At 65.0% G+C, this 22,403-nt stretch carries 16 protein-coding genes; 4 read left to right on the top strand and 12 right to left on the bottom strand.

What is annotated here, in order from left to right; all coding sequences use genetic code 11:
* Window positions 1-2 precede the first annotated feature (2 nt).
* The 3 genes from ACP7BY_RS18365 to ACP7BY_RS18355 all read right to left on the bottom strand — a co-directional run bounded on the left by ACP7BY_RS18365 (window position 3) and on the right by ACP7BY_RS18355 (window position 6,349).
* Window positions 3-1,802, bottom strand: a complete 1,800-nt coding sequence (locus ACP7BY_RS18365; protein ID WP_033964498.1) for an alpha-amylase family glycosyl hydrolase — start codon at window positions 1,800-1,802, stop codon at window positions 3-5.
* Window positions 1,799-3,328, bottom strand: coding sequence for a tryptophan halogenase family protein (locus tag ACP7BY_RS18360; RefSeq protein WP_137903058.1), 1,530 nt, complete (start codon window positions 3,326-3,328; stop codon window positions 1,799-1,801). The genes ACP7BY_RS18365 and ACP7BY_RS18360 overlap by 4 nt, the downstream gene beginning before the upstream one ends.
* An 84-nt stretch (window positions 3,329-3,412) precedes the next feature.
* Window positions 3,413-6,349, bottom strand: a complete 2,937-nt coding sequence (locus ACP7BY_RS18355; RefSeq protein ID WP_171010571.1) for a TonB-dependent receptor — start codon at window positions 6,347-6,349, stop codon at window positions 3,413-3,415.
* A 200-nt stretch (window positions 6,350-6,549) separates the two neighbouring features.
* Here ACP7BY_RS18355 and ACP7BY_RS18350 point away from each other — a divergent pair, with 200 nt between their 5' ends.
* On the top strand, window positions 6,550-7,572 hold the full coding sequence (locus ACP7BY_RS18350) for a LacI family DNA-binding transcriptional regulator (protein ID WP_171010572.1): 1,023 nt from the start codon (window positions 6,550-6,552) through the stop codon (window positions 7,570-7,572).
* Window positions 7,573-7,575: 3 nt separating this feature from the next.
* Here ACP7BY_RS18350 and ACP7BY_RS18345 read toward each other — a convergent pair whose 3' ends face one another.
* The gene (locus tag ACP7BY_RS18345; RefSeq protein WP_231565326.1) at window positions 7,576-8,244 is read right to left on the bottom strand and encodes a DUF6445 family protein; all 669 of its coding nucleotides are present in this window, start codon (window positions 8,242-8,244) and stop codon (window positions 7,576-7,578) included.
* Window positions 8,245-8,383: 139 nt separating this feature from the next.
* Between ACP7BY_RS18345 and ACP7BY_RS18340 the strand changes: the two genes are divergently transcribed.
* Window positions 8,384-9,883, top strand: a complete 1,500-nt coding sequence (locus ACP7BY_RS18340) for an MFS transporter (RefSeq protein WP_137903059.1) — start codon at window positions 8,384-8,386, stop codon at window positions 9,881-9,883.
* A gap of 11 nt (window positions 9,884-9,894) precedes the next feature.
* On the opposite strand, the gene ACP7BY_RS18335 is transcribed toward ACP7BY_RS18340, so the two are convergent.
* The 4 genes from ACP7BY_RS18335 to ACP7BY_RS18320 all read right to left on the bottom strand — a co-directional run bounded on the left by ACP7BY_RS18335 (window position 9,895) and on the right by ACP7BY_RS18320 (window position 17,673).
* Complete coding sequence (locus ACP7BY_RS18335) at window positions 9,895-12,156, bottom strand: glycoside hydrolase family 3 C-terminal domain-containing protein (protein ID WP_033966901.1); 2,262 nt, start codon at window positions 12,154-12,156, stop codon at window positions 9,895-9,897.
* A gap of 101 nt (window positions 12,157-12,257) precedes the next feature.
* The gene (locus tag ACP7BY_RS18330) at window positions 12,258-15,296 is read right to left on the bottom strand and encodes an efflux RND transporter permease subunit (RefSeq protein WP_137903079.1); all 3,039 of its coding nucleotides are present in this window, start codon (window positions 15,294-15,296) and stop codon (window positions 12,258-12,260) included.
* Entirely contained in the window at window positions 15,296-16,321 is a 1,026-nt protein-coding gene (locus tag ACP7BY_RS18325; protein ID WP_033966603.1) for an efflux RND transporter periplasmic adaptor subunit, read from the bottom strand. Before ACP7BY_RS18325 ends, ACP7BY_RS18330 begins: the two co-directional genes overlap by 1 nt.
* Window positions 16,318-17,673 carry a TolC family protein gene (locus ACP7BY_RS18320; RefSeq protein ID WP_052192495.1) on the bottom strand — a complete coding sequence of 452 codons (1,356 nt, stop codon included), beginning with the start codon at window positions 17,671-17,673 and terminating at the stop codon, window positions 16,318-16,320. Before ACP7BY_RS18320 ends, ACP7BY_RS18325 begins: the two co-directional genes overlap by 4 nt.
* 203 nt (window positions 17,674-17,876) lie before the next feature.
* Between ACP7BY_RS18320 and ACP7BY_RS18315 the strand changes: the two genes are divergently transcribed.
* Window positions 17,877-18,881, top strand: coding sequence for a YncE family protein (locus ACP7BY_RS18315; RefSeq protein ID WP_137903060.1), 1,005 nt, complete (start codon window positions 17,877-17,879; stop codon window positions 18,879-18,881).
* Between the two features lie 14 nt (window positions 18,882-18,895).
* Here the strand turns inward: ACP7BY_RS18315 and ACP7BY_RS18310 are convergent, their stop codons facing one another.
* The 3 genes from ACP7BY_RS18310 to ACP7BY_RS18300 form a co-directional block, all read right to left on the bottom strand.
* Window positions 18,896-19,657 (bottom strand): molybdopterin-dependent oxidoreductase, encoded by a 762-nt coding sequence (locus tag ACP7BY_RS18310; RefSeq protein ID WP_033966604.1) that lies wholly within the window; start codon window positions 19,655-19,657, stop codon window positions 18,896-18,898.
* A 3-nt stretch (window positions 19,658-19,660) separates the two neighbouring features.
* The gene (locus ACP7BY_RS18305) at window positions 19,661-20,275 is read right to left on the bottom strand and encodes a cytochrome b/b6 domain-containing protein (RefSeq protein ID WP_033966617.1); all 615 of its coding nucleotides are present in this window, start codon (window positions 20,273-20,275) and stop codon (window positions 19,661-19,663) included.
* Between the two features lie 79 nt (window positions 20,276-20,354).
* A complete protein-coding gene (locus ACP7BY_RS18300) occupies window positions 20,355-20,915 on the bottom strand; it encodes a fasciclin domain-containing protein (protein WP_137903061.1) in 561 nt (186 codons plus the stop codon).
* 516 nt (window positions 20,916-21,431) lie between these two features.
* Between ACP7BY_RS18300 and ACP7BY_RS18295 the strand changes: the two genes are divergently transcribed.
* Window positions 21,432-21,740 (top strand): hypothetical protein, encoded by a 309-nt coding sequence (locus ACP7BY_RS18295; protein ID WP_126845117.1) that lies wholly within the window; start codon window positions 21,432-21,434, stop codon window positions 21,738-21,740.
* Between the two features lie 13 nt (window positions 21,741-21,753).
* On the opposite strand, the gene ACP7BY_RS18290 is transcribed toward ACP7BY_RS18295, so the two are convergent.
* Entirely contained in the window at window positions 21,754-22,377 is a 624-nt protein-coding gene (locus ACP7BY_RS18290) for a TetR/AcrR family transcriptional regulator (RefSeq protein WP_033966606.1), read from the bottom strand.
* Window positions 22,378-22,403: the final 26 nt, after the last annotated feature.

Here is a 22,403-nt window from a genome sequence, read left to right as displayed (position 1 = left end):
GCTCATTCGCTGGGGAGGGCGGCGCAGATGGCATAGCCGAGCGGGGGCAGGGTGATCGAGATACTACCGGGCGCGGCGGCGCGTGCGGGACACGCGCCCGCGAGCGTGGTGAAGCCCGCCGAACGCGCACCGATTTCGACATTGGCGCTGACCGGCCGGTTCGAGGTGTTGAGCGCGACCAAGATTTCATGCCCGTCATCGGCACCGCGGGTGAAGGCGAGCAGGCCGGGCTTGTCCGACGCCGCGCGCACCACGGTGCGGCCGTGGCGCAATTGGGCATGGTCGCGGCGGATTTGGGCGAGCTTGGCGATCGTCTGGAAAATCGGGTTTTCGGTGCCGAAATGCGCGGTCGCGGTGGTCGTCGCCGTGCCGATCAGGCGGTTGTCGTTGTAACTGGCGACGTGGCTGGCGAACAGGTCCTCGCGCGCGTCCTGGTCGCCGCCATGGCCGGTGAAGCCTTGTTCGTCGCCCGAATAAATTGTCGGCACGCCGCGCGCCGACAGCAGCAGGACATGCGCGAGCGTGAGGCGCTGCAGCCGCTCGGCCTCGGTCGCATTGGGCCACGCCAGATCGAGCATATGCCCGATCCGCCCCATGTCGTGATTGCCAAGGAAGGTCGGCAAGCGTTGCGCGGTGGCGTCGCCGCCTCCGTAGAGGACGTCGCCGTCGATCAGCTTGGCGAAGAGGTCGGTCCCGGCCTTGCCCGAAAGCATCGCGCGCGCCGCCGCCTGGAACGAGAAATCGAGGATTTCGGGGAAGCCGTCGCGGCGGGTATATTGCGCGGTATAACCGGGATCGACGGTCTCCGAATAGACTTCGCCGAAGATCGGGAAGTTGGGGATGCCGCGCGCCGCCGCGCGCGTTTGCATTGCCGGGACGAACGCCTGCCAGAATTCGGGATTGACGTGCCGTGCGGTGTCGACACGGAAGCCGTCAATGCCGAAGCGATCGATCCAGCTTCCGTAGATGGCGATGAATCCGGCGACGACACGTGGGTCCTCGGTCATCAGGTCGTCGAGCCCGGCGAAATCGCCATAGCGCGCGGATTCGCCCGCAAAGGTCGAGTCCCCGCGATTGTGATAATAACGCGGGTCGTTGAGCCACGCCGGGACTTTGACGGTCTGCTCCGCTGCGGGCACGAAGGGCGTATAGGCATAAGCCGGGTCGGTCAGCCGCGCGAAATTCTCGGGCGTTTGCACGGCATCGCCGGCAAAGCCCGGATTGATCGGCGTGCCGCTTACGCCGCCGCGCCGCTGATACGGGTAATCGGCCGTGCTGCGATACGCGCAGGGTTTGCCGATGCATTCGCGATACTGGATCACATCGGCTGTGTGGTTGGCGATGATGTCCATATAGACCTTGATCCCGCGCGCATGCGCCGCATCGACGAAGGTCGCGAAATCGGCATCGGTGCCGAAATGCGGATCGACCGTGGTGAAGTCGGTGATCCAATAGCCGTGATAGCCCGCGCTCTCTTGTCCCGCCGCGCCCTGGACCGGCTTGTTCTTGAAGATCGGCCCGATCCAGATCGCGGTAACGCCAAGCGCCTGGATATAGTCAAGCCGCCGTGTCAGCCCCTTCAGATCGCCGCCATGATAGAAGCCCTTGGCCGTCGGATCATAGCCGGTTGCCAGCCGGTCGCCAGTCAGCCCGCCTGTGTCGTTGGTCGGATCGGCATTGTCGAAGCGATCGGGCAGCACGAAATAGATGATTTCGTCTTCGGCCGCACGCGCGCGCACCTGCTCGATCGGGACAATCGCCGGGCCAGTGAGCGCCAGCAGCAGCGCGGCGGCGATGCTCATGCCGTCACCGGCTGCGGCGCGGCGCAGTGGCGCGCGATGAAATCGGCATGGCTCGGCATCTGGGCGACCTCGCGGGCATTGAGTTTGGCGATCGTGTCCATGAATTCTGCGAGGTCGCTTGCCGGGATCGCGTCGGCGAGCGGATGGTGCCCCGTTGGTATTACGCCCTGCCCGGCGAACACCTGCAGCCAGCCGACCTCGGTGAACAATTCCTCATGCTCGCGCGTGATATGGCCGTTGCCGCGCCACAGGTCGATCTTGGCCGACAACGTTTCGGGCAGCTCCATGTCGCGGCACATCCGCCAGAACGGCTCGCTGCGCGCGTTGGCGGCGTAGTGCAGGATGATGAAGTCGCGAATGCGCTCATATTCAAAGTCGCTCTGGCGATTGAACTCGACGCGGTCGGCCTCGGCGATGGTGTGGCCGGGCAGGAGCTTCATCAGTCGCGCGATCGCCGACTGGATCAAATGGATGCTGGTAGATTCGAGCGGTTCGAGGAAGCCCCCGGCGAGGCCGATCGCGACGACATTGCGGTTCCACAATTTGCGGCGCTTGCCGGTGCGGAAGTGGATCGGGCGCGGGTCGGCGAGCGCCTCCCCATCGAGCCCCGCGAGCAGCGTCGCGGTCGCCTCGTCGTCGCTCAGATGCGCCGAGGCATAGACGATGCCGTTACCGGTGCGATGCTGCAGCGGAATCCGCCATTGCCAGCCGGCCGCCTTCGCCGTCGAACGGGTATAAGGCGTGAAGGCAGCACTGCGCGCCGACGGCACCGCCAGCGCGCGATCGGCGGGGAGCCAGTGCGTCCAGTCGTCATAGCCGGTGTGGAGCGTCTGTTCGATCAGCAGGCCGCGGAAACCGGTGCAATCGATGTACAGGTCCGCGCTGACCACGCTGCCATCTTCGAGCACCAGCCCCGACACGTCGCCTATATCATTCTGCGTGACGCGGACGATCTTGCCCTCGATGCGGTTGATGCCGCGCGTCTCGCTGTAGCGGCGCAAATGGCGCGCATAGAGACCCGCGTCGAAGTGAAAGGCATAAGGCATGTCCGGCAGTACGCGCGCGGTACGCGCCGGACCGCGCTGCATCCGCTCCGCCAGCGCCGCCTGGTTGTTCAGCGAATAGGCCGCGAGATCGCCCGCCAGCCCCAGTTTTCGCGCGCGCAGCCAATAATGATGGAACGGCAGCAACCCGACATCGCGGCCGATGTCGCCAAAGGCGTGCATGTAGCGCTGGCCGGGTGCACCCCAATCGACAAATTCGATGCCGAGTTTGTACGTCCCCTGTGTCGCGCGCAGAAACGCGTCCTCGTCCAGCCCGAGCGCGTCGTTGAACAGCCGGATTTGGGGGATCGTCGCCTCGCCCACGCCGACCGTGCCGATCTCCTCGGATTCGATCAGGTCGATTTCGAAGCCGACCTCCAGAAAGCGCGCGAACGTGGCCGCCGTCATCCAACCGGCGGTGCCGCCGCCGGCAATGACGATCCGGATCGGTCTGGAGCCATTCGGCTCCGCAGGATTGGCCATGGTCCGCGTCCCCGCTTACTCAATTTCAGGTACCGGAAGGGCGAGCGGTGAGGAGCCCCCACCGCTCGCCGATGGCATCGTCGTTCAGAACTTGTACGTGACGCCCAGATAATAGTCCCGTCCGTAGCGCTGATAATCGATCACCTGGCGCGGGTCGTCATTCTGATAGGTCACGAACGGCCGGTCGGTGAGGTTCTTCGCCTGAGCGAGGATCGCGAAGCCCTTGAGGAAGCCCTCCTGGAATTCATAACCGATCTGCGCGTCGAGGATGCCTTCCGATCGCGCGGTGCGATAGGTCGGGTTGGCCGAAAGGCCGGCCACCTCGGCCAGGAACGACGAGCGGTAGCGATAGTTCACGCGCGCCTGGAAGCCGTTCTTCTCGTAATAGACGGTGCCGCTGCCGGTCCATTTGGACAGGCCGGGCAACGTAATCGGCTGGGTCGGGTTGCTCGCGAACTTGATCTCGGATTCGGTGTAATTGCCCGAGACAAACACCCCGAAACCATCCAGCACCTTGGTCAGCGACTTGAACGGCACCGACACCGTCGCCTCCAGCCCCAGCACCGTGCCACGCCCGGTGTTGGCGGGGGCGCTGACATTGCCGATGGTCAGCTTGTTGGCGGTGACGATCGCTTGCTGGGCCGGGGTCAACGCGCCGAGCAGCGATGAGAAGTCATAGGCATAGCTGTTATTGGGATCGACGAAGTCGGTGAGATGCTTGAAATAGCCCGACAGCGCGACATAGCCGCCGCCGTGGAAATATTTTTCCAGCGACACGTCGATATTGGTCGACTGATAGGGCTTCAGCGCGACGTTGCCGCCGGACGAGGTGAACACCGGATTGAGCCCGGCATTGGTATTGTTGGTCTGGATGTTGGCGACGTTGATGGCGACATCCTGCGTGACGCGCTCCTGATCGAGGCGCGGGCGCACCATCGTCTGCGATGCACCAAGCTTGACGTACCCAAGCGGGATCAGCTCCACCGCCATCGTCGCCGAGGGCAGCACGTTGGTGTAGCTCACCTTCTGCGAGGCCGGGGCGATCGTCACCACGCCGTTGACGACACTGGCGATCTGGCCGTCGGAGCGCTGCTCGCTATGCACGACTTGCGTTCCGATCGAGCCCTTGAGCGCCTTGCCCCCCACGTCGCCGTCGATGGTGATCTTGGCATAGCCGGTATAGACGTTTTCGGTCACGACATTGTCGCGCACCAACGACGACGGACGGTTGTCGTAGAAGGTGTTGAAGCTGTTATTGTAGAGATACAGCGGATTGAGCGCGAGCACCGCCGGCACACCGAGATAGTCGAGCGGGATCTTGCCGAGGATCGCCTGGCTCGGGATCGGTGCCGAAGTGGGCGTGCCGCTTGCGACGGTGCAATTCGTGCCCGCGCCCTTGGGGCAGAGGAAGTAGGACTGGTAGGCGCTGGTTTTCTCGCGGCGGCTGTAATTGGCACCGGCCTCCCAGCTTTTGACGATGCTGTTGTCGAACTCGCCATTCAGGCTGGCGCGCAGCGACTTGAGGTCGTCCTTGAAGCTTGGGCGGTTGAGGAAGCCGGACTGCACCACGGCCTGCGTGCCGTTATAGCCCCAGCCTTGCGGATCGGTCAGCTTGAACACGCTGGTGTCGGTATAATCGAGCGTCGGCACGATCTTGTAGATGCCGTTCGCCTGCTGCGTGACCTTGACGGTGTCGTTGGGGCCGGTGCCGCCATAGCCGACGCCGGTATAGGTCTCGAGCAGGAAGTCGGTGCGCGTGGCATGGCTCCAGCTCGCATCGACGTTGAGGTGGATTTTCTCGCTCAGCTTCAGGTCGTTGTTCCAGCCGAACGAGAAATTCTCCGCCTTGCGCTGGTTATAGTCGTTGCGCTGGATCGCATGCACGCCCGAGAAGGTCGTGGTGGTTGCGAAACCATCGCTCACCGTCACGCCGCTTTGCGTGGGGCTGGAAAAGCCGAGCGGGAATTCGATGCCGCGCAGATGCTGCGTTTCCTCGAAATGCGAATAGAGCGCGTCGAAGGTCGAGTGGAACACGTCCGAGGGCCGCCATTCGATCGTCGCCACGCCGCCATAGCGCTTCAGCTCGTTCGACTGGACATAGGGCTTGGCACCGCCGAGCACGAATGGGCTGGCTGCGGTGCCGCTGCCGGCATAGCCCCAGGCGTTGTAGCGCTCGTCCTGCGACGGGGTCAGCGTGGCCGACGCACCCAGCGCGATGCCAAGCGTGTCGTTGGCGAATTTGTCGACATAGGTCGCCGAGGCCCGATAGCCGTAGCGCGTGCCGTCGGGATTGAGCTTGTTGATCCCGTTCATTTCCCCGCGCGCGCTGACCGCGATGACGCGTTTGCCTTGATCGAGCGGGCGCAGCATGCGCAGGTCGACCGTGCCCGAAATGCCGGCGGCGACCAGCGAGGCGTCGGCCGACTTGTACACGTTGACGGTCTTGAAGAATTCCGACGGATACTGGTCATATTCCACGCCACGATTGTCGCCGACGGTGACCTGTTCGCGGCCGTTGAGCAGCGTCGTCGAGAAATCGGGCCCGAGGCCGCGGATCGACAGGCGCTGGTCGCGGCCTTCAAGCCGCTGCGCGGTCACGCCGGGCAAGCGTGCGAGCGAGTCCGCGATCGATACGTCAGGCAGCTTGCCGACGTCTTCGGCGGAGACCGAGTCGACGATCAACACCGACTGACGCTTGATCTTGGCCGAGGATTCAAGGCCGGCGCGGATGCCGGTGACGACGATGGAGTCATCCACGGCAGCGGGGGCATCCGCAGGCGAAGCCACCGCCGGGGTCGCGGGTTGCGGGGTCGGATCGGCCTGGCTGGTGGTCGCCTCGACCTGCGCCTTGGCGGTCGGGTTGGCGTTGGGCGTGCTGGCCTGTGCGAAGGCGACGCCCGGCATCGCCAGTGCGGCGGCGAGCGCGGTCGTGCTGGCGCATTCGCCCAGCCGCGCGGACAAGGACAGGTGGCGCGTCGGCGCAACCGCGCGATCGGCGCGGCCCGGCATGAACTTGGTCATTTGGTCTTCCCCTCAGGCGGGACGAACCCGCACATCCTCACGAAATTCAGTTTCCTCGACGTCGTCATCCGCGTCGATTGGCTAGGAGCAGGCTATATTTCGGACGAGGTCATTGCAAAAGTGGCGGGCATACGTATTCACAGGGCAGGCGGGTCGGGGGTTCTGCTGTATTATTTAAACAATACACAGGTATGACTGGGATGGCCAAGCGGCCGACTTCGTTCGATATCGCACAACTTGCCGGTGTCTCGCAGCCGACGGTGTCGCGTGCGTTGCGCGGCGTGAAATCGGTCAATGCGCAGACGCGTGCGCGGATCGAAGCGATCGCCCACAGCCTGCATTATGCGGTCGACAAACACGCATCGAGCCTTCGCAGCCAGGCGTCGAACACGCTCGCTTTGCTGTTCTTCGAAGAGACGGCTGACGAGGACGCGACGATCAATCCGTTCTTTCTGTCGATGCTCGGGTCGATCACGCGTGCCAGCGCCAGAGCGGGGTACGACCTGCTGATCTCGTTCCAGCAGCTTTCGGGCGACTGGCACGTCGACTATCAGGACAGCCACAAGGCCGACGGCATCATCCTGCTCGGCTATGGCGATTACGAGGCGTATCGGGCGCGGCTCGATCATCTGGCCGAACAGGGCACGCATGTCGTACGCTGGGGGGCGGTCGGCACCGACCCGGCAGGGATCACCGTCGGTTCTGACAATCGCGGGGGCGGTGCGCAAGCGACGGCGCATCTGATCGCGCAGGGGCGGCGACGGATTGCGTTCCTCGGTTCGGCCGACAGCCGCTATCCCGAGCTTGAGGAACGGCATCGCGGCTATGGGGATGCGCTGGCGCAAGCGGGGCTGGTCGCCGATCCGGCACTTCGCGTCGATGCGATCACCAGCGAGGAGGCTGGTGTCGAGGCGGTTGCCACGCTCAAGGCGCGGGGTGCGGCGTATGACGCAATTTTCGCGGCGAGCGATAGCATCGCCATCGGCGCGATGCGGGCGCTGGCGGCGGAGGGACGGAGCATCCCGGGCGATGTCGCGGTGGTCGGGTTCGACGATATTCCCTCGGCCTCGCTGACCACGCCGCCGCTGTCGACGGTGGCGCAGGACACACGGCAGGCGGGTGCGTTGCTCGTCAGCACCTTGCTCGGCCAGTTACGCGGTACGGCGATCACACCGCCGCCGCTTCCGACCCGTTTGATCGCGCGCGCCAGCAGTGGTGCCTGAGCCTCAATCGTCGAACAGGAACAGGTTGAGCGTCAGCCGCCCGACCAACGGGTCCGGGGTGAGCGGCACCTCCGGCGGCAGCCACGCGCAATGCAGCGTGTTGCCCGCATAGACGAGCGCGCGGTTGAACGCCCCCGGCTGTGCCGCGATTTGCTCGAACAGCGGCGTGTCCCCGGCGATATAGGACGGCGCGGGCAGCCCGTGCTTTCCTACGCCTGTCTCGAGTTCGGTGGAGTAACGTTCGAGCCGTTCGGCGTCGACGCTTTCATAGCCGGTCGCGCGTTGGCGGTAGAAGGCGGTGCCGCCCTGCGCGGCGTGACCGAGGAACAGCAACAGCGCGATCCGGCGCGGCTCGACGCCATCGAAATGCGGCAAACGCTGGATCGGTGCCAGCGCGTCCGGGGGCGTGGTGACGAGTGAATAATAGGCCTCCGACACTGCCGGTGCGCGCTCGAGCCCGAAATGCGCGGCGAGCAGTGGGGCCACCTTCACCCGCATCGCCTCGGCCAGCCGGGGCGGCACGGGCGCACGCACACCGGGATAATGCGGCCCGATCGGGGTTAGCCGCAGCGCGGCGGCATCTTCACGGAGCAATTCGGGATCGCTCCAGAATGAGTCGAGTACGAGCAGCGGGCGCTGCTCCTGGCCTTGGTGGTGGAGGGTTACGGTCATCGACATCGCACCGTCATGCCCGGCTCCGGACGATCCTCGCAAGCGGCGTGGTGGTTTGCGTATTCGTATGCACCCTTGTGCGCTACCGGGCTTGTCGGCAGTCAGGCACGACAGACTGCGGGGAACCGCAGCAGGGGAGGTGGGCTTGAACGAGAAACCGGTGCAGCGCTTCGGCGGGTTGTGGAATATCAGCTTCGGCTTCTTCGGCATCCAGATCGGCTTTGCGCTGCAAAACGCTAATATGAGCCGGATTTTCCAGACGCTTGGCGGATCGCTCGATGATCTGTCCTATCTGTGGATTGCAGCCCCGCTCACCGGGCTGCTCGTACAGCCGATCATCGGTCATTACAGCGACCGCACCTGGACGCGTTTTGGGCGGCGGCGGCCGTATTTCTTTGCAGGCGCGGTGCTGGCGGCGCTGGCCTTGTTCGTCATGCCCGATGCCCGGATCCTGTGGTTCGCGGCGTTGACGCTGTGGGTGCTGGATGCGTCGATCAACGTGTCGATGGAGCCGTTTCGCGCGTTTGTCGGCGATATGCTGCGCAAGGATCAGCATACGGCGGGCTATGCGCTACAGACTGCCTTTATTGGTGCAGGCGCGGTGGTCGGTTCACTTTTTCCGTTCGTGCTGACTCATCTTGGCGTGTCGGGCGATGCGCTCGGCGGGATTCCTGCGACGGTTCGCTACAGTTTCTGGTTCGGCGGTGCGGCGTTGCTGCTGGCGGTGCTGTGGACCGTCGGCACGACGCGCGAATATAGCCCGGCCGAGATGCAGGCCTTTGGCGAGCCGATGCTCGGCGAGCCCACGACGCAACCCGTCCACGCGCTCGCGGCACGCGGGCTGGGCGCGAGCCTCGGCTGGATCGCAGCGGGCGCAGGCGTCGTGGTCACGGTGCCCACGCTTGGCCTACAGAAGGAGGTCTATCTGCTGGGGGCGTTGCTGATCGCTTATGGTTTGGCCAGCATCGCCGCGATCCTGCTCGCGCGCGGCGGCAAGGCCGACAATCCGCTCAGCCTGATCATCGGCGACTTTTCGGGGATGCCGACGGTGATGAAGCGGCTCGCGCTGGTGCAGTTCTTCAGTTGGTCGGCGCTGTTCATCATGTGGATCTACACCACCCCCGTCGTCGCCCAATATGCCTTCGGCTCGAGCGACCCGACGAGCGCCGCGTACAATGCCGGTGGCGATTGGGTCGGGGTGCTGTTCGCGGTGTATAATGGCGTCGCGACAATCGTGGCGCTCTTGGTGTTGCCCCGGCTGGCAGCGCGGATCGGCAAGGTACGCACGCATGGTATCGGGCTGCTCTGCGGTGCCCTTGGTTATGCGAGCTTCCTTGTCATCCGCGACCCCAATTTGCTGGTTTTGAGCGAAATCGGGGTCGGGATCGCCTGGGCTTCAATCCTCGCCATGCCCTATGCGATCCTTGCCTCCAGCCTGCCGCAGGCCAAGCTCGGCATCTATATGGGCCTGTTCAACGTGTTCATCGTCGTGCCGCAATTGCTGGTGGCGACCGTGATGGGCTCCGTGCTCAAGGCATTCTTTCCGACCGAGCCGATCTGGACGATGGCGTTTGCGGCGGCGGTGATGGCGCTGGCGGCGCTTGCGATGCTGCGCGTGCCGGAAACCGGCAACGCCTGACGCGCCCCGCTTTAGCGGGCGCGCCAGGTGGCGGGCAGCGTGCGCTCGGGCAGGGTCACCGTAACCGTTTGGCGGATGTCGCGGGCCGAGTCCGCCAGCATGACCTTGTAGGCACCCCCGGCAATGTGCCAGCGATGGTGGGCTTCATCCCATGTGGCGAGCAAACGCGGATCGACCGTCAGCGTCACCGCCTTGCGCGTGCCGGGTGCCAGCGCGACCTTGGTGAAAGCGGCAAGACGCTTCGGGGCCTCCCACCCGCCCGCGACCGGGGCGACGTAGAGCTGCGGAACGCTTGCCCCAGCCCGCGCACCGGTGTTGCGCACGGTGAAGGTCGCGGTGAGCACGCCGCCCGGCGTGGCTGCGTGCAGGCCCTCGCTGACGAAGCGCGTGTAGGACAGGCCGTGGCCGAAGGGGAATAAGGGCGCGATCCCCTTGGCATCGAACCATTTATACCCGACCGTCGCGCCCTCTTTATACACCACGTCGCCGCTATGCGGTTGGGCTGGATCGGGCAGTTGATCGACATTGCGGGCGAAGGTCACGGGCAGGCGACCCGAGGGATTGGCCTTGCCGAACAGCAGGTTGGCGATGGCCTTGCCCCCGGCCGTGCCCGGATACCAGGCCTCGAGTACCGCCCCGGCCTGATCGATCCACGGCATCGCCACTGGCCCGCCGGTTTCGAGCACCACCACGGTGTTAGGGTTGGCGGTGCCGACCGCGCCGATCAGCGCGTCCTGATTGCCGTCGAGCGCCATCGCCACGTCGAACGATTCGCCCGCCCATTGCGTGGCGAACACGATCACCACATCGCTGTCCCGGGCCAGCGCCGCAGCGGCGGCGGGGTCGCTGCCATCGGCGTAACGCACCGTGGCACCCGGGGCCTGCCGCTTGATCTCGTCGAGCGGCGAGGACGGGTAATACATGATCGGCCCGGGCCAAATTGTCGGTTGCAAGCCGGGCACGGCATTGCCGCCGACTGGATAGACCAGCGACGATCCGCCCCCGGCGAGCACGCCCTTGTCGGCATGGCCGCCGATCACCGCGATCCGCTTCGCGCTGGCGGCAAGTGGTAGCAAACCATGTTCGTTCTTCAGCAACACAGCCCCGGCTTCCGCTCCGGCGCGCGTCACCGCGGCATGGGCGGCATAGTCGATCGGCTGCTCGCTCACCGGACGCTCGAACACGCCTTGCGCGAACAGCGCGCGCAGGATGCGGTGCGCCATCAGGTCGAGCCGGGCCGCGGGGACCGTGCCATGATCGAGCGCGTCCCGCAGCGGCCGCCCGAAATAGGGTTCCTTGTCGAACGGAAATCCCGAATCCTGGTCTAGCCCGGCCTTGGCGGCGGCGACGGTGCTGTGCGTCGCACCCCAATCGCTCATTACATAGCCCCTGAATCCCCAATCGCTGCGCAGCACGTCGGTCAGCAGCCAGCTATTCTCGCAGGCGTAAACGCTATCGACGCGGTTGTACGAGCACATGATCGAGCCCGGATCGGCGCGTTCGATCGCCAATTGGAACGCCAGCAGATCGGACACGCGCGCCGCGCTGTGATCGAGCACCGAATTGCCGGCGTTACGATCGGTCTCCTGGTCGTTGATCGCGTAATGCTTGATCGTCGAGACGATATGGTTCGATTGAATGCCGATCACCTGTTCGGCAACCATCGTACCGGCCAGCAGCGGATCCTCCCCGCCATATTCGAAATTGCGGCCGTTGCGGGGCTCGCGCAGCAAATCGACGCCACCTGCCAGCATGACGTTGAAGCCCGACCGGCGCGCTTCATCGCCGATCATGGTGCCGCCCGCCCGCGCAATCGCGATATCCCAGCTTGCGGCGGTGGCGAGGTTGGAGGGCAAGGCGGTACGCTCGCGCTTGACCGGGGCACCGCCCTGGGTGGCAACGCCGACCCCGGCATCGGTCTGATGCTGCGCCGGGATGCCGAGTCTGGCAATCGCCGGCACATAGCCGGCCGAGCCGCTATGCGCTGCGGCGGGTGCGCGGTATTGCAGCCGTGGAAAGTCGGTGCCGAAATAGCCGAAGACCAGGGTCTGCTTTTCGTCGCGCGTCATCGCCGCGAGCAGCGCCTTGGCGCGCGCATCGGGGGACAGGCGGATATCGTTCCAGGCACCGCGCAGCGCTGGCTTCGTCCATTCGGGCAGCACGGGCATACCGGCGTCGGGAGCGGTCTGAGACGGCGGGGGCGGCGCTGCGACCTGGGCGGAGGCCGCCGCAGCGACCAGCAGCAACGGCATAGCCGCAACACGAAATGTCATGACGAAATTCCTCTCTCGGCGGAGGTCGTACCGCGCTCCCGCAGAAACGCCAAGATGCCGCGATTGCGTTACCATTCGCAAAAAGAGGGTATGGAGAGCAATTAGGTGGCGCGCCGCCCCGTCGTTAGCCGCACCAATACGGGCATGGCGAGCAGCACCAGCGGATATTGCAGCAGCAGCCCGGCGATAATCGCGATGGCGAGCGGTTGCTGGATGCCGGCCCCCTGGCCGATCGCCAGCGCCAGCGGCAGCAGCGTGAAGATCGCCGCCAGCGTGGTCATGGTGATCGGGCGCAGGCGGTTGCGGCTTGCCGCGCGCGCGGCCTCGGGCGGTGGCATGTGCCGGGCAAGGTCTTCGAATTCGGACACGTAGAAGATCGCCATTTCGGTGCCGATGCCGATGATCATCGTCATCCCCATCAGCGCGGTGATGTTGAGATCGACCCCCGATGCCCATAAGGCGGTGAACACGGCGGTGGTCGATAGCAGCGAGCAGCCGATGATGATGACCGGCAGCCAGAAGCGCCGATAGAGGATCAACAGCAGCGCGAATTCGGCGACGAGTGCCGCGCCGAACACCTTGACCAACCCGGCAAAGGCAATCTGTTGCTGCTGGTACAGTCCGCCTAGTTCGTAGCGGATGCCGGGGCCAAGCGCACCCGGCCGGTCGAGCGCCGCAGTGACATCGGCGACGGCGGCCCCGATGCCGCGCCCCTGAATGCGACCGGTCACCGCGATCATCGGCTCCAGATTTTCGCGGCTGATTTGCGGCTGGCCGGTGACCGACTTGAGCGACGCGACGCGCGACAGCGGGAACACATGCCCGTCGATCGCGCGGATCGGGAGCTGCGCCAGCCCGGTCTCGCTGATCGTCAGCGCCTCGGGCAAGCGCACGCGCACATCGACCGCTTTACTGGCTTGCGCCAGCGTGGTCGCCACGCTGCCGGTCAGCGCCGCGTTAAGCTGGGTCTCGATATCGGCGGGGGTAACGCCTTCCAGCCCCGCGCGGACCGGATCGATCTTCACGTCGAGCGCATCGCCGGCCAGTTGCACGCCGTCCTTCACTTCGACCACGCCATCGATCTTGCCGATCAGCGCGGCGACCTTTCTGGCCTCGCCCGGCAGCACCGCCGGATCATCCGCATAGAGCTTCACCTCGATCGGCTGCGGCACGGCGGTGAGATCGCCGATCAAATCCTCGATCAATTGCGCCACTTCAATCTGCACGCCCCGCACTTTGGCGGTCACTTGCCGCGCGACTTCGGCGGCGACCTCTTCGGTCGGGGCGTGGGCGGGCTTCAGCCGGACGAAATAATCGCCATGATAGCTTTGCCCCAAATCGCCGCCGAGCCCGGTGCCAAGGCGGCGCGAGAAAGTGAGGACATCGGGATTGGCGCGCAGCATCGCATCGATCTGGCCGACCTCCCGCTCGGTTTCGTCGAGCGAGGTGCCGGGCGGGGTATAATAGTCCATCACGAACCCGCCTTCATCGACCTTGGGCATGAAGCCGCTCGGCACATTGGTGTAGCTGACATAGCCAAGCAGCAGCAGCGGCACCGCAATGACCGCGAGCAGCCAGGGCCGAGCATTAAGCCGGTCGAGTGCGCGGCTGTGCAACCGCGCGATGCGGTCGTCCTTGCCTTCGCCCGGATCATGCCACGTGTCGAAATCGACCAGCCAACGTACCAGCACCGGCACGACGAACGCCGTCATTGCCCAGGAAATCGCGAGCGCCGCCGCCATCGTCAGCGACAGCGCCTTGGAAAAGGCCCCGGTCACCCCGGTCAGGAAGGACAAGGGCACGAACACGATCAGCGTGGCGAGGCTCGATCCGGTCAGCGGTGCCAGAAACTCGCGCGCCGCCGGGATGACGGCGGCAGCGCCGCGCGGCGTGCCGTCCGCGCCACTCGCGCCCGCGCGGCGCGCGATATGTTCGACCATCACGATAACATCGTCGATCAGCAGGCCGACGGCGGCGGCGATCCCGCCCAGCGTCATGATGTTGAAGCTCATCCCGAGCACGCTCAGCACCAGCACCGTGGCGGCGAGCGTCGTCGGCACCACGATCGCCGCGATCAGCGTGACGCGCCAGCTCCGCAGGAACGCCAGCAACACCAGGGCCGCCAGCACCAGACCGATCAGCACCGCATCGCGCACGCTCGCCACCGCTTCGGTCACCAGCGCGCTTTGATCGTACCAGCACACCAGCCTGACGCCGCTCGGCAGCGCCAGCTTTGCCAGTTTCTGCTGCACCGCCTGGGCAATTTGCACGGCATTGCCGTCGGGCTGTTCATAGATGTTGAACAGCACGGCGGGTTTGCCATCCTCGACGATGCGCTGCCACACCGGCACCGCGCCCTCCTGCACCGTCGCCACATCGCGGACGCGCAGCACGCCTTGTGGATCGGCGCTGATCACGATCGCGCCGATTTCCGCCGCGCTCGCCACGCTGCGATCGGCGATGACCAGCGACAGCCGCCCGCGATCCTGCACTTGCCCGACCGCGCTCAGCACATTGCCGTTCTTGATCGCCGCGCTGAGGTCCGCCATCGACAGATTGTGGTCGGCGAGCCGGTGCGGATCGGCGAGCACTTGCACCTCGGCAGTGCCGCCGCCCTGCACGCCAACGCGCGCCAGCCCGGGAATGGCGGAAAGCAGCGGTGTCACCTGATATTTGGCGATCTCCTGCAACGCCACCGGATCGACCGTTTCGGAAACGAGCGCGTAGGAGATGATCGGGAACACCGTCGGGTCCATCCGGCGCACGGTATATTGCGTGCCCGGTGGCAGCGTTGGCAGCGTCCGCGCCAAAGCGGAATCGACCAGCAAGGTGCTGGCGGTCATGTCGCGGCCCCAGCCGAAATCGATCGAGATCTGCGCGGTGCCGCGACTGGTGCCCGAGCGCACATCGCGCACGCCGGGAATGGCGCGGATCGCCTCTTCGACCGGGCGCGTGACGGTGAGTGCGGTCTGGTCGGCGGGGCGGCTGCCCGAATCGAGATCGACCACCACGCGCGGGAAGGAGACTTGCGGGAACAGCCCAACCGGCAACGCGAGCGCTGCGACAATCCCCGCCAGCGCGACCGCAAGCGCGATCAGAACAAAGGCGCGCGATTGCTCGCGCAGCAAGCGTTCGAGCATCAGTGCGCCCACCGCACGGCATCGCCATCACCGACCTGATACGCCCCCTCGACGATCAGGCGGCGCTGCGGATCGATCGCGCCGTTGACGACGTCGCCCGCATTGGAGGTGAGCAGGACGGTAACCGGCACCGCCTTGGCCTTGCTGCCCGAGATTTGAAAGACATGCGGCACCCCGCCCGCCGTCACCACCGCGCGGTGCGGCACGATCCAGCCCGAAACTTGCCCGGTCGCGATTGCGACCTGAATGCCTTCGCCGGGCAGCAAGGCCCCTGCGGGAAAGGCGATATCGACATCGACCATGCGGGTTTTGGCGTTGAGGGCCTGGCTGACGCGCAGCACATGGCCGGTAAGCGCCGCGCCGCCCGACAAACGGAGCAAGGAGGCCGACTGGCCGACCGCGACCGTGCCATGCTCCGCCGGATCGATCCCGGCGGTTACGACGATGCCCCCCGCGCGTACGACGGTCAGCAGTGTGGCTCCGGCTTGCGTGCGGTCGCCTTGCGCAACGCTTACGGCGGTGACGATGCCATCGAACGGCGCGGTCAGCGTGTGGACGGCGCGGCCAGCACCCTCGGCTTGCAGTGCGGCCAACGCAGTCCGCGCATCGGCCACGGCCTTGTCGGCCTGAACCAGCTGATCCTGTGTCGCCAGTTGCTGCGCAAGCAGCTGTGCGGTGGTGGCGCGTTGCTTGCGCGCCGAATCGAGCGCCTCGACCGCCTGAAGATAGCCGCTGCGGCTGGCGGGCGCAGGGACAAACACCGCCAGCGCTTGCCCGCGCCGCACCGTCGCGCCCGGCGTGACGAGCAGCCGGGTCACTTGCCCCGGCTGCGCTTCGCTGAAGGTTTGGGCTCCGTTGAGCGCGGGTGCGACCGATCCGTAAGCGGTGACCGTTTGCGGCAGCGCGCCCTGCTTCGCCGGGGCCGTAGAAACCAGCACGCTTTGCGGCTCGGCCTTGGTCTCCTCGGACGCGGCACCGCAGCCAGCGAGCGCAAGCGCTGCGGTCAACGTGATCAGCGCCCTCATTGCGCGGTCGCCCCGGTGTCGACCGTCGGCAGGCCGTCGCCGACCAGCGTTTGCAGCGCGATCTGCCGGTCGAGCAGCGCCAGTTCCAGCGTCATGATGTCCTGTTCCTTGGCAAAGCGGTTCGAGACGAGATCGACATAGCCGCGTTCGTCGAGATTGGAGGCACCGAACGCCGCTTGCGCGCGCTCGGCGGCGAGGCGCGCGGCGGGAAGGTCGCGGCGCGCCTCGGCGAGTTGGGCGCTGAGTTGCTCCATCTCGCGCAGCATCGCGCCGACCGTCCCGACCGTCGATGCCAGCCGCGCGGCATAATCGGCGTGGAGTTGTGCGCGCGTTGCCTGCGTGATCGCGACATTGCCCTGGTTGCGATCGAACACGGGCAGGCTGAGCGTCGCATTGGGGCCGCCATTGACGACGCTGGAATTGTCGCTGCTGACGCTGCCGCCGAGCACCAGATCGGGGAATTGCGACTGGATCGCCTGGCGCACTTGCTCGTCCGCTGCGGCATAGCCCATGCGCAGCGCGATCAGATCCGGGCGCCGTTCGGGCAGCGTGGCGAGCCCGGCGCGGATCGCAGCCGGGTCGAACGGGGGCAACTCGACCTGCGTCGCCAGCGGCACGACAACATCGGGGGCAAGGCCGAGCAGTGCATTGAGCTGATGCGCCAAAGCGAGCTGTTTCTGGTCGAGCGCATTGAGCGCGCTGCGCGCCGCCTGCAGCGCGACGCGATCGGGCGCGACGGTCACCAGCGTTACGTTCCGCGCCGCCAGCGCCTGTTCGAGCTTGGCATTGCGCGCGGCGAGCAACTGATAAGCGGCGAGATAGCTCGCGCGGCTGGTGCGCCCGACGATCAGGTCGCTCGCGATCTGGCGCGCCTGGCCCGCGACTTGCCATTCCTGCCACACGACATCGGCGACGACTTGCCGCTCGCTATCCTGCGCGGCGCGGCGGCGGGTGCGATAGGTGAGCAGCGTCTTGAGATCCTGGCCGAGCCCGACATTCCAGGCCGGCACCGAGCCCACGCCCGACAGCAGCGGCAGAAACGCGCCGGTCAGCGACGGGTTGGGCAAGGTCGAGGCCTGTTTCGTCTGCCCGGCGGCAATGGCACGCTTCAGTCGGGCCGCCTTGAGCTCGGGATTGTTGGCAAGCGCGAGGTCGACAACGTCAGACACGGACAACGGGCCGGTCGGCAGCGCAGCTCCCGGATGATCCAACACCGCGATCGTGGGTGCCAGCAGTGGATCGGCAGCCAACGGCAGCGCGGCATAGTGGGCGCAGCCGCTCAGCAGTGCCGCGAGCAGGATCGTCGTCGGGCGAGGAACAAGTCGCCACGCAGGCCGTGGGTCGCCGTTCATGAAATTCCGAGCATGGCGTTGGAAAGCGATGCTCGCGCTATGGATGCAGATAGCCGGGATTGGACATTGATTCTTCACAATCTGGCCTAATGCCGCGCGGGTCATCGCCGTTTTGCTGCAAAATGCCGCATTAGGAAACGCTAACGTGACGTGCGCAGGAGATGCCGTCAGAAGGGCGGCCTCGCTTTATCGTGGAGACCGCCATGCGTCCTCAATCGCTTCTTGCCGCGTTCGTTGCCCTTGCCTTGCCGCTGGCGGGAGGCGCGGCCGCCGCGCCGCGCTACGTGGTCGCCACCGCGATCGCCGGCCCAGATGGTCCCTGGGATTATGCGCGGACGGACGATGAAGGCACCCATCTCTACATCGCGCGGGGCAACAACGTTACCGTGGTCGATCTCGCGACGGGCAAGGTTTCGTCGATCGGAAACGTTCAGCGCGGCCATGCGGCCCTACCGCTGCCGGGCGGCGCGCTGCTGGTGTCCAGCGGGACCGATGGCACCGTGCGCTTGCTGGACCCCGTCTCCGGCTCCGAGACCGCCACCATCGCCGTCGGCAAGAAGCCCGACGCTGCAATCCTCGATCCCGCAAAGACCCACGCGTATGTGATGAACGCGACCAGCGGCACCGTGTCGGTGATCGATCTCGCCACGGCCAAGCTGACCAAGACCATCGCCGTCAAACCGGCGCTGGAATATGCGGCATTCTCCGCAGACGGGACGCTGTTCATCAATAATGAGGACGCCAACGAAATCGAGACGGTGGATGTCGCACGGGGGGTAGCAGGTTCACCGATTCCGCTGCTCGGCTGCGACGCGCCGACCGGCCTCGCTTATGACAAGCCCCACAACCGCCTCATCGCGGCGTGCGCCAATGGCAAAGCGGCGGTCGTCGATGTCGCGACCCGCACGCTGACGAGCTTGATCGCGATCGGCGCGGGGCCAGACGCCGTCATCCTGGATGAAGCGCGGCATTTGGCGTTCGTTCCGTGCGGCAAGGATGGCGTTCTCGATATTCTCTCGCTGGCGGGTGCCGCCGTGACGCATGTCGGCACGGTCAAGACCGAAGTGGGGGCCCGCACCGGCGCGCTCGATCCCAAAACCGGCACGCTCTATTTGCCCAGCGCGAAGTTCGGACCTGCCCCGGCGGGCGGTGGGCGACCGGCGATGCTGCCGGGCACGTTCCACATTCTGGTCGTGCGCCCGGCCTGATCGCGGGCTTTGGCTCAGAGCCCGCTGAACCAGTTATAGCCGTACGTTTCCCAATAGCCGCCAGTATAGTCATTGCCGATCGCGATCTCGCCAATGTGCTTGGGGTTCTTGAACCCGAGCTTCGTCGGCACGCGCAACTTCATCGGGAAGCCGTGCTGGCGGGGCAACACCGCGTCGTTCATCCAGAAGCACAGCTGGGTTTGTGGATGGAGCGCGGTCGCCATGTCGATCGAGGTGGTGTAATTGTCATCGCAGCGGAAAGTGACGTATTTCGCGTGCCGGTCCGCCCCAACCCGCGCCAGGAAATCGGAAAAGCGCACGCCCGTCCATTTGCCGATCGCGCTCCAGCCTTCGATGCAGACGTGGCGCGTAATCTGGGTGAAGCGCGGCAACGCGTAGAGTTGGCGCAGCGTCCAATCGTCCTTGCGCTCGACCAGCCCGGTGACGTTGAGCACGAACTCGCGCGGGTCGATCCGCGGGGCCAGATCGGGCGAATTGGGCGTGTAGAAGGAATTGAACGGAAACGGACGGGTGATCATCCGCGCCGGATATTCGCGCGCGAGCGTGTTGGGGTTGAACAACCATGCCTGTGCACGGTCGTTGAAATCCGACATCGATCCGAGCACGCGCTCGGCGCTCAGGCCGTCGACCACGTCGCAGCCGCTCAGCATCGCAAGCGTGCCAAGCCCCAGCGCGTTGCGCAGGAACAGCCGCCGCGTCGGCACGTCGAGGCCGCGCGCGGCGTCGCTCAGGATATAGCGGGTTTCGTCGTTCATGGCTCACGCTCCCCGGATCATCGCGAGCAGGCTGCGCGGCACCAGCAGCGACATCGCGACGTGGACAACCAAGAAGAGGACGATGCCGCTCATCGCCGCGAAATGGACGATGCGGGCGACATCGAAATCGCCGAACAGCCAGGTCAGCCAGCCGAACTGGACCGGTTTCCAGATCGACAGGCCGCTCGCCACGACGAGCACGGCAAGCGCAATCACACCGGCATACAGCAGGCGCTGCACGCCGTTATAGACCGACAGATCGGCATGACCGAGCCGACCGCGCAGCGCGGCGAGACCGTCGACGACGGCATCGCGCACGCTGATCGGGCGGAGTTTGCGCGCGAACCTGCCGCTGGCGAAGCCATAGACCAGATACAGGATGCCGTTGACGAACAGCACCCACATCGCCGCAAAATGCCATTGCAACCCGCCGATCAATCCGCCGCCGAGCGTGATACGACCGGGGAAGAGGAACGGCGCGATCGGGTCCGCATTGTGGATCGCCCAGCCGCTCAGGATCATCACGATCATCGCGGCCGCGTTGATCCAGTGACACAGTCGCACGATCAGCGGGTGGATCGTCACACGGCGTGGTCTGGCGAGGCTGCGCGCTGTCATGTCGGGATCCTGCGCCATCGGACAAAGAAACTGGGGGGAAGCGCAGGAGGTTGGCCTCCCCCCAGGTCGGAGCAATGCCTTACGGGAGTAGCACTGCGTCGACGACGTGGATCACCCCATTGCTCTGGTTGACGTCGGCGATCGTGATCGTCGATTTGCCACCCTTGGAATCGGTGATCTGGAGACGGCGGCCCGCCATGGTGAAGGTCAGTTCCTCACCCTGGACCGTCTTGAACGTTGCGCGGCCATTGCCGGCCTTGATCTTTGCGCGCAGCGCGGTGGCCGACAGCTTGCCCGGCAGCACGTGATAGGTGAGGACCGAGGTGAGCTGGCCCTTGTTTTCGGGCTTCAGCAGCGTCGGAACGGTGGCGGCGGGCAGCTTGGCGAAGGCGGCGTTGGTGGGCGCGAACACCGTGAACGGACCGGGGCCCGACAGCGTCTCCACCAGACCGGCGGCCTTCACTGCGGCGACCAGCGTGGTGTGATCCTTCGAATTCACCGCATTCTGGATGATGTTCTTGTTGGCATACATTGGCGCACCGCCAACGGTGACCGGCGCGGGCATTGCCATTGCAGCAGTGGCGACGCCGGCAACGCTTGCGGTGGCGAGCAGGATCGAAGCAAAGATGGTCTTTTTCATGGATATGTCCTTCATTGTTGCAATATTGTAAAATAGATGGGCAATAATTCTGAAGATACAGATGAACGCACAAGTCATCTGTGCGACCGGAGAAAGCAGGATCTTAGAAATCTGCCCGCCGATGCTCTCATTACGGCCGTGCATTGATCGCGGATGCACAGGCCTCAGATTTTTTTGGGCACATGTCGGCGGCGGTCACGAAATTTTCGCGAGCATGCGTCCAAAACCCCTTCGGATTCCGTAGGAAAAGCGTCAGCCACGTCGGCATGACGGTGCCGACCCGCCCAACCCCAGGGATCGGCATTCGTGATCGGGGCACACACAGGCGGGAGCGATCGCTTCCCCCGATACGGGCGCTTCCGGCGGTGTGTGCGTTCATCCGGAATACGGGGAGCGGTGCTCCCCGTATTTTCGGCACGCGCTCGAACGTATGATACGACCGCTTGCGCGGAAGTCATTTTCGGAAATGAGCTTGAATTTTGTTGAAAACTACTAAAATAGATGGCGTGTGGCCGGATGAAAAAGCAAAAAGTGCCTCGTCAAATTACACGTATATCGACAAATAACTTCCAGAATCTGTCATTTGAACAGGCGTTTGCGTTGGATTTTGTGTTGGGAATTTTGCGCACTCCTTTGCTGGAGCAGGCAAGAGATCGGGTAACCAACGACGGTGTGTTTCGCGATCTTGTCGATCGCTACCGCGAATTGCTTGATTCCTTCGTTTCCTCCCCCGGGGCGGGGCAGGAGGAGAGCGCATCCGAGATGCCGACGTCCGACGTTTGGACCGCAATCCAGGCACGTCTCACCAGCTCCGCAAACGGGTGACCGACACCCTTTTTCAAATATAGTCGGCCGACAGATCGGGTTGGAGGCCACGCCGGATGGCATTGATCGCGTTGACCACGCTGACATGCACGGCGCGCGCGTCGTATCCAAGGTTGTGGCGAAGGAAGACGAAATTCTCGGTGCTCATCAGCGTGAGCATGGCCGATGCGACATAATTGCGCATTGCGTCGCTCAGTTCGGGATGTTCGTTGCCAAGCATCCGGTTCAGGTTCTGATATCCCAGCTCATACAAAGGTTTGCGCAATTCCCGTCCGATTGCCGAGAGGTAGGTCTCGCTGACCACCTGTCCATCCCGTTCCCAGGCCCGATAACGACTTTCCAACCATATAAGCAGTTCGTCGATCGTTCGCGGAAGCTGAATGTCCGGCCCCCCGACCGCACGTTCCAGATGCCATTTGATGAACGCGCGGATCAGTTCGTCGCGGGTGCGATAGTGCCGGTAGACGGTCTGTTCGGTAACTTCGGCGACGCGGGCGACCTCCGCGATGCTGACCGCGGCGAGATCGGCATTGCGGATGATAGACTCGACCGCATCGAGGATGATGAGCGATGTCTGCTCTTTGAGGCGCGCGCGGAGCGGGCTCTGATACGGTGCCTTGGAGGCGTCGTTCGTCATTCTCTACCAAACCTGCAAGTGTCACC

Source organism: Sphingomonas sp. PSPC2-2 (assembly GCF_049897725.1).
Classification (GTDB): Bacteria; Pseudomonadota; Alphaproteobacteria; order Sphingomonadales; family Sphingomonadaceae; genus Sphingomonas.
This window is presented reverse-complemented; position numbering and strand designations above follow the sequence as displayed.

Coding starts and splice junctions, on each gene's coding strand:
- ACP7BY_RS18345 (WP_231565326.1), bottom strand. CDS start 8,244: ATGACCGTAACCCTCCACCACCAAGGCCAGGAGCAGCGCCCGCTGCTC.
- ACP7BY_RS18360 (WP_137903058.1), bottom strand. CDS start 3,328: ATGGCCAATCCTGCGGAGCCGAATGGCTCCAGACCGATCCGGATCGTC.
- ACP7BY_RS18305 (WP_033966617.1), bottom strand. CDS start 20,275: ATGACAGCGCGCAGCCTCGCCAGACCACGCCGTGTGACGATCCACCCG.
- ACP7BY_RS18300 (WP_137903061.1), bottom strand. CDS start 20,915: ATGAAAAAGACCATCTTTGCTTCGATCCTGCTCGCCACCGCAAGCGTT.
- ACP7BY_RS18295 (WP_126845117.1), top strand. CDS start 21,432: ATGAAAAAGCAAAAAGTGCCTCGTCAAATTACACGTATATCGACAAAT.
- ACP7BY_RS18365 (WP_033964498.1), bottom strand. CDS start 1,802: ATGAGCATCGCCGCCGCGCTGCTGCTGGCGCTCACTGGCCCGGCGATT.
- ACP7BY_RS18320 (WP_052192495.1), bottom strand. CDS start 17,673: ATGAACGGCGACCCACGGCCTGCGTGGCGACTTGTTCCTCGCCCGACG.
- ACP7BY_RS18330 (WP_137903079.1), bottom strand. CDS start 15,296: ATGCTCGAACGCTTGCTGCGCGAGCAATCGCGCGCCTTTGTTCTGATC.
- ACP7BY_RS18355 (WP_171010571.1), bottom strand. CDS start 6,349: ATGACCAAGTTCATGCCGGGCCGCGCCGATCGCGCGGTTGCGCCGACG.
- ACP7BY_RS18335 (WP_033966901.1), bottom strand. CDS start 12,156: ATGACATTTCGTGTTGCGGCTATGCCGTTGCTGCTGGTCGCTGCGGCG.
- ACP7BY_RS18325 (WP_033966603.1), bottom strand. CDS start 16,321: ATGAGGGCGCTGATCACGTTGACCGCAGCGCTTGCGCTCGCTGGCTGC.
- ACP7BY_RS18290 (WP_033966606.1), bottom strand. CDS start 22,377: ATGACGAACGACGCCTCCAAGGCACCGTATCAGAGCCCGCTCCGCGCG.
- ACP7BY_RS18315 (WP_137903060.1), top strand. CDS start 17,877: ATGCGTCCTCAATCGCTTCTTGCCGCGTTCGTTGCCCTTGCCTTGCCG.
- ACP7BY_RS18310 (WP_033966604.1), bottom strand. CDS start 19,657: ATGAACGACGAAACCCGCTATATCCTGAGCGACGCCGCGCGCGGCCTC.
- ACP7BY_RS18350 (WP_171010572.1), top strand. CDS start 6,550: ATGGCCAAGCGGCCGACTTCGTTCGATATCGCACAACTTGCCGGTGTC.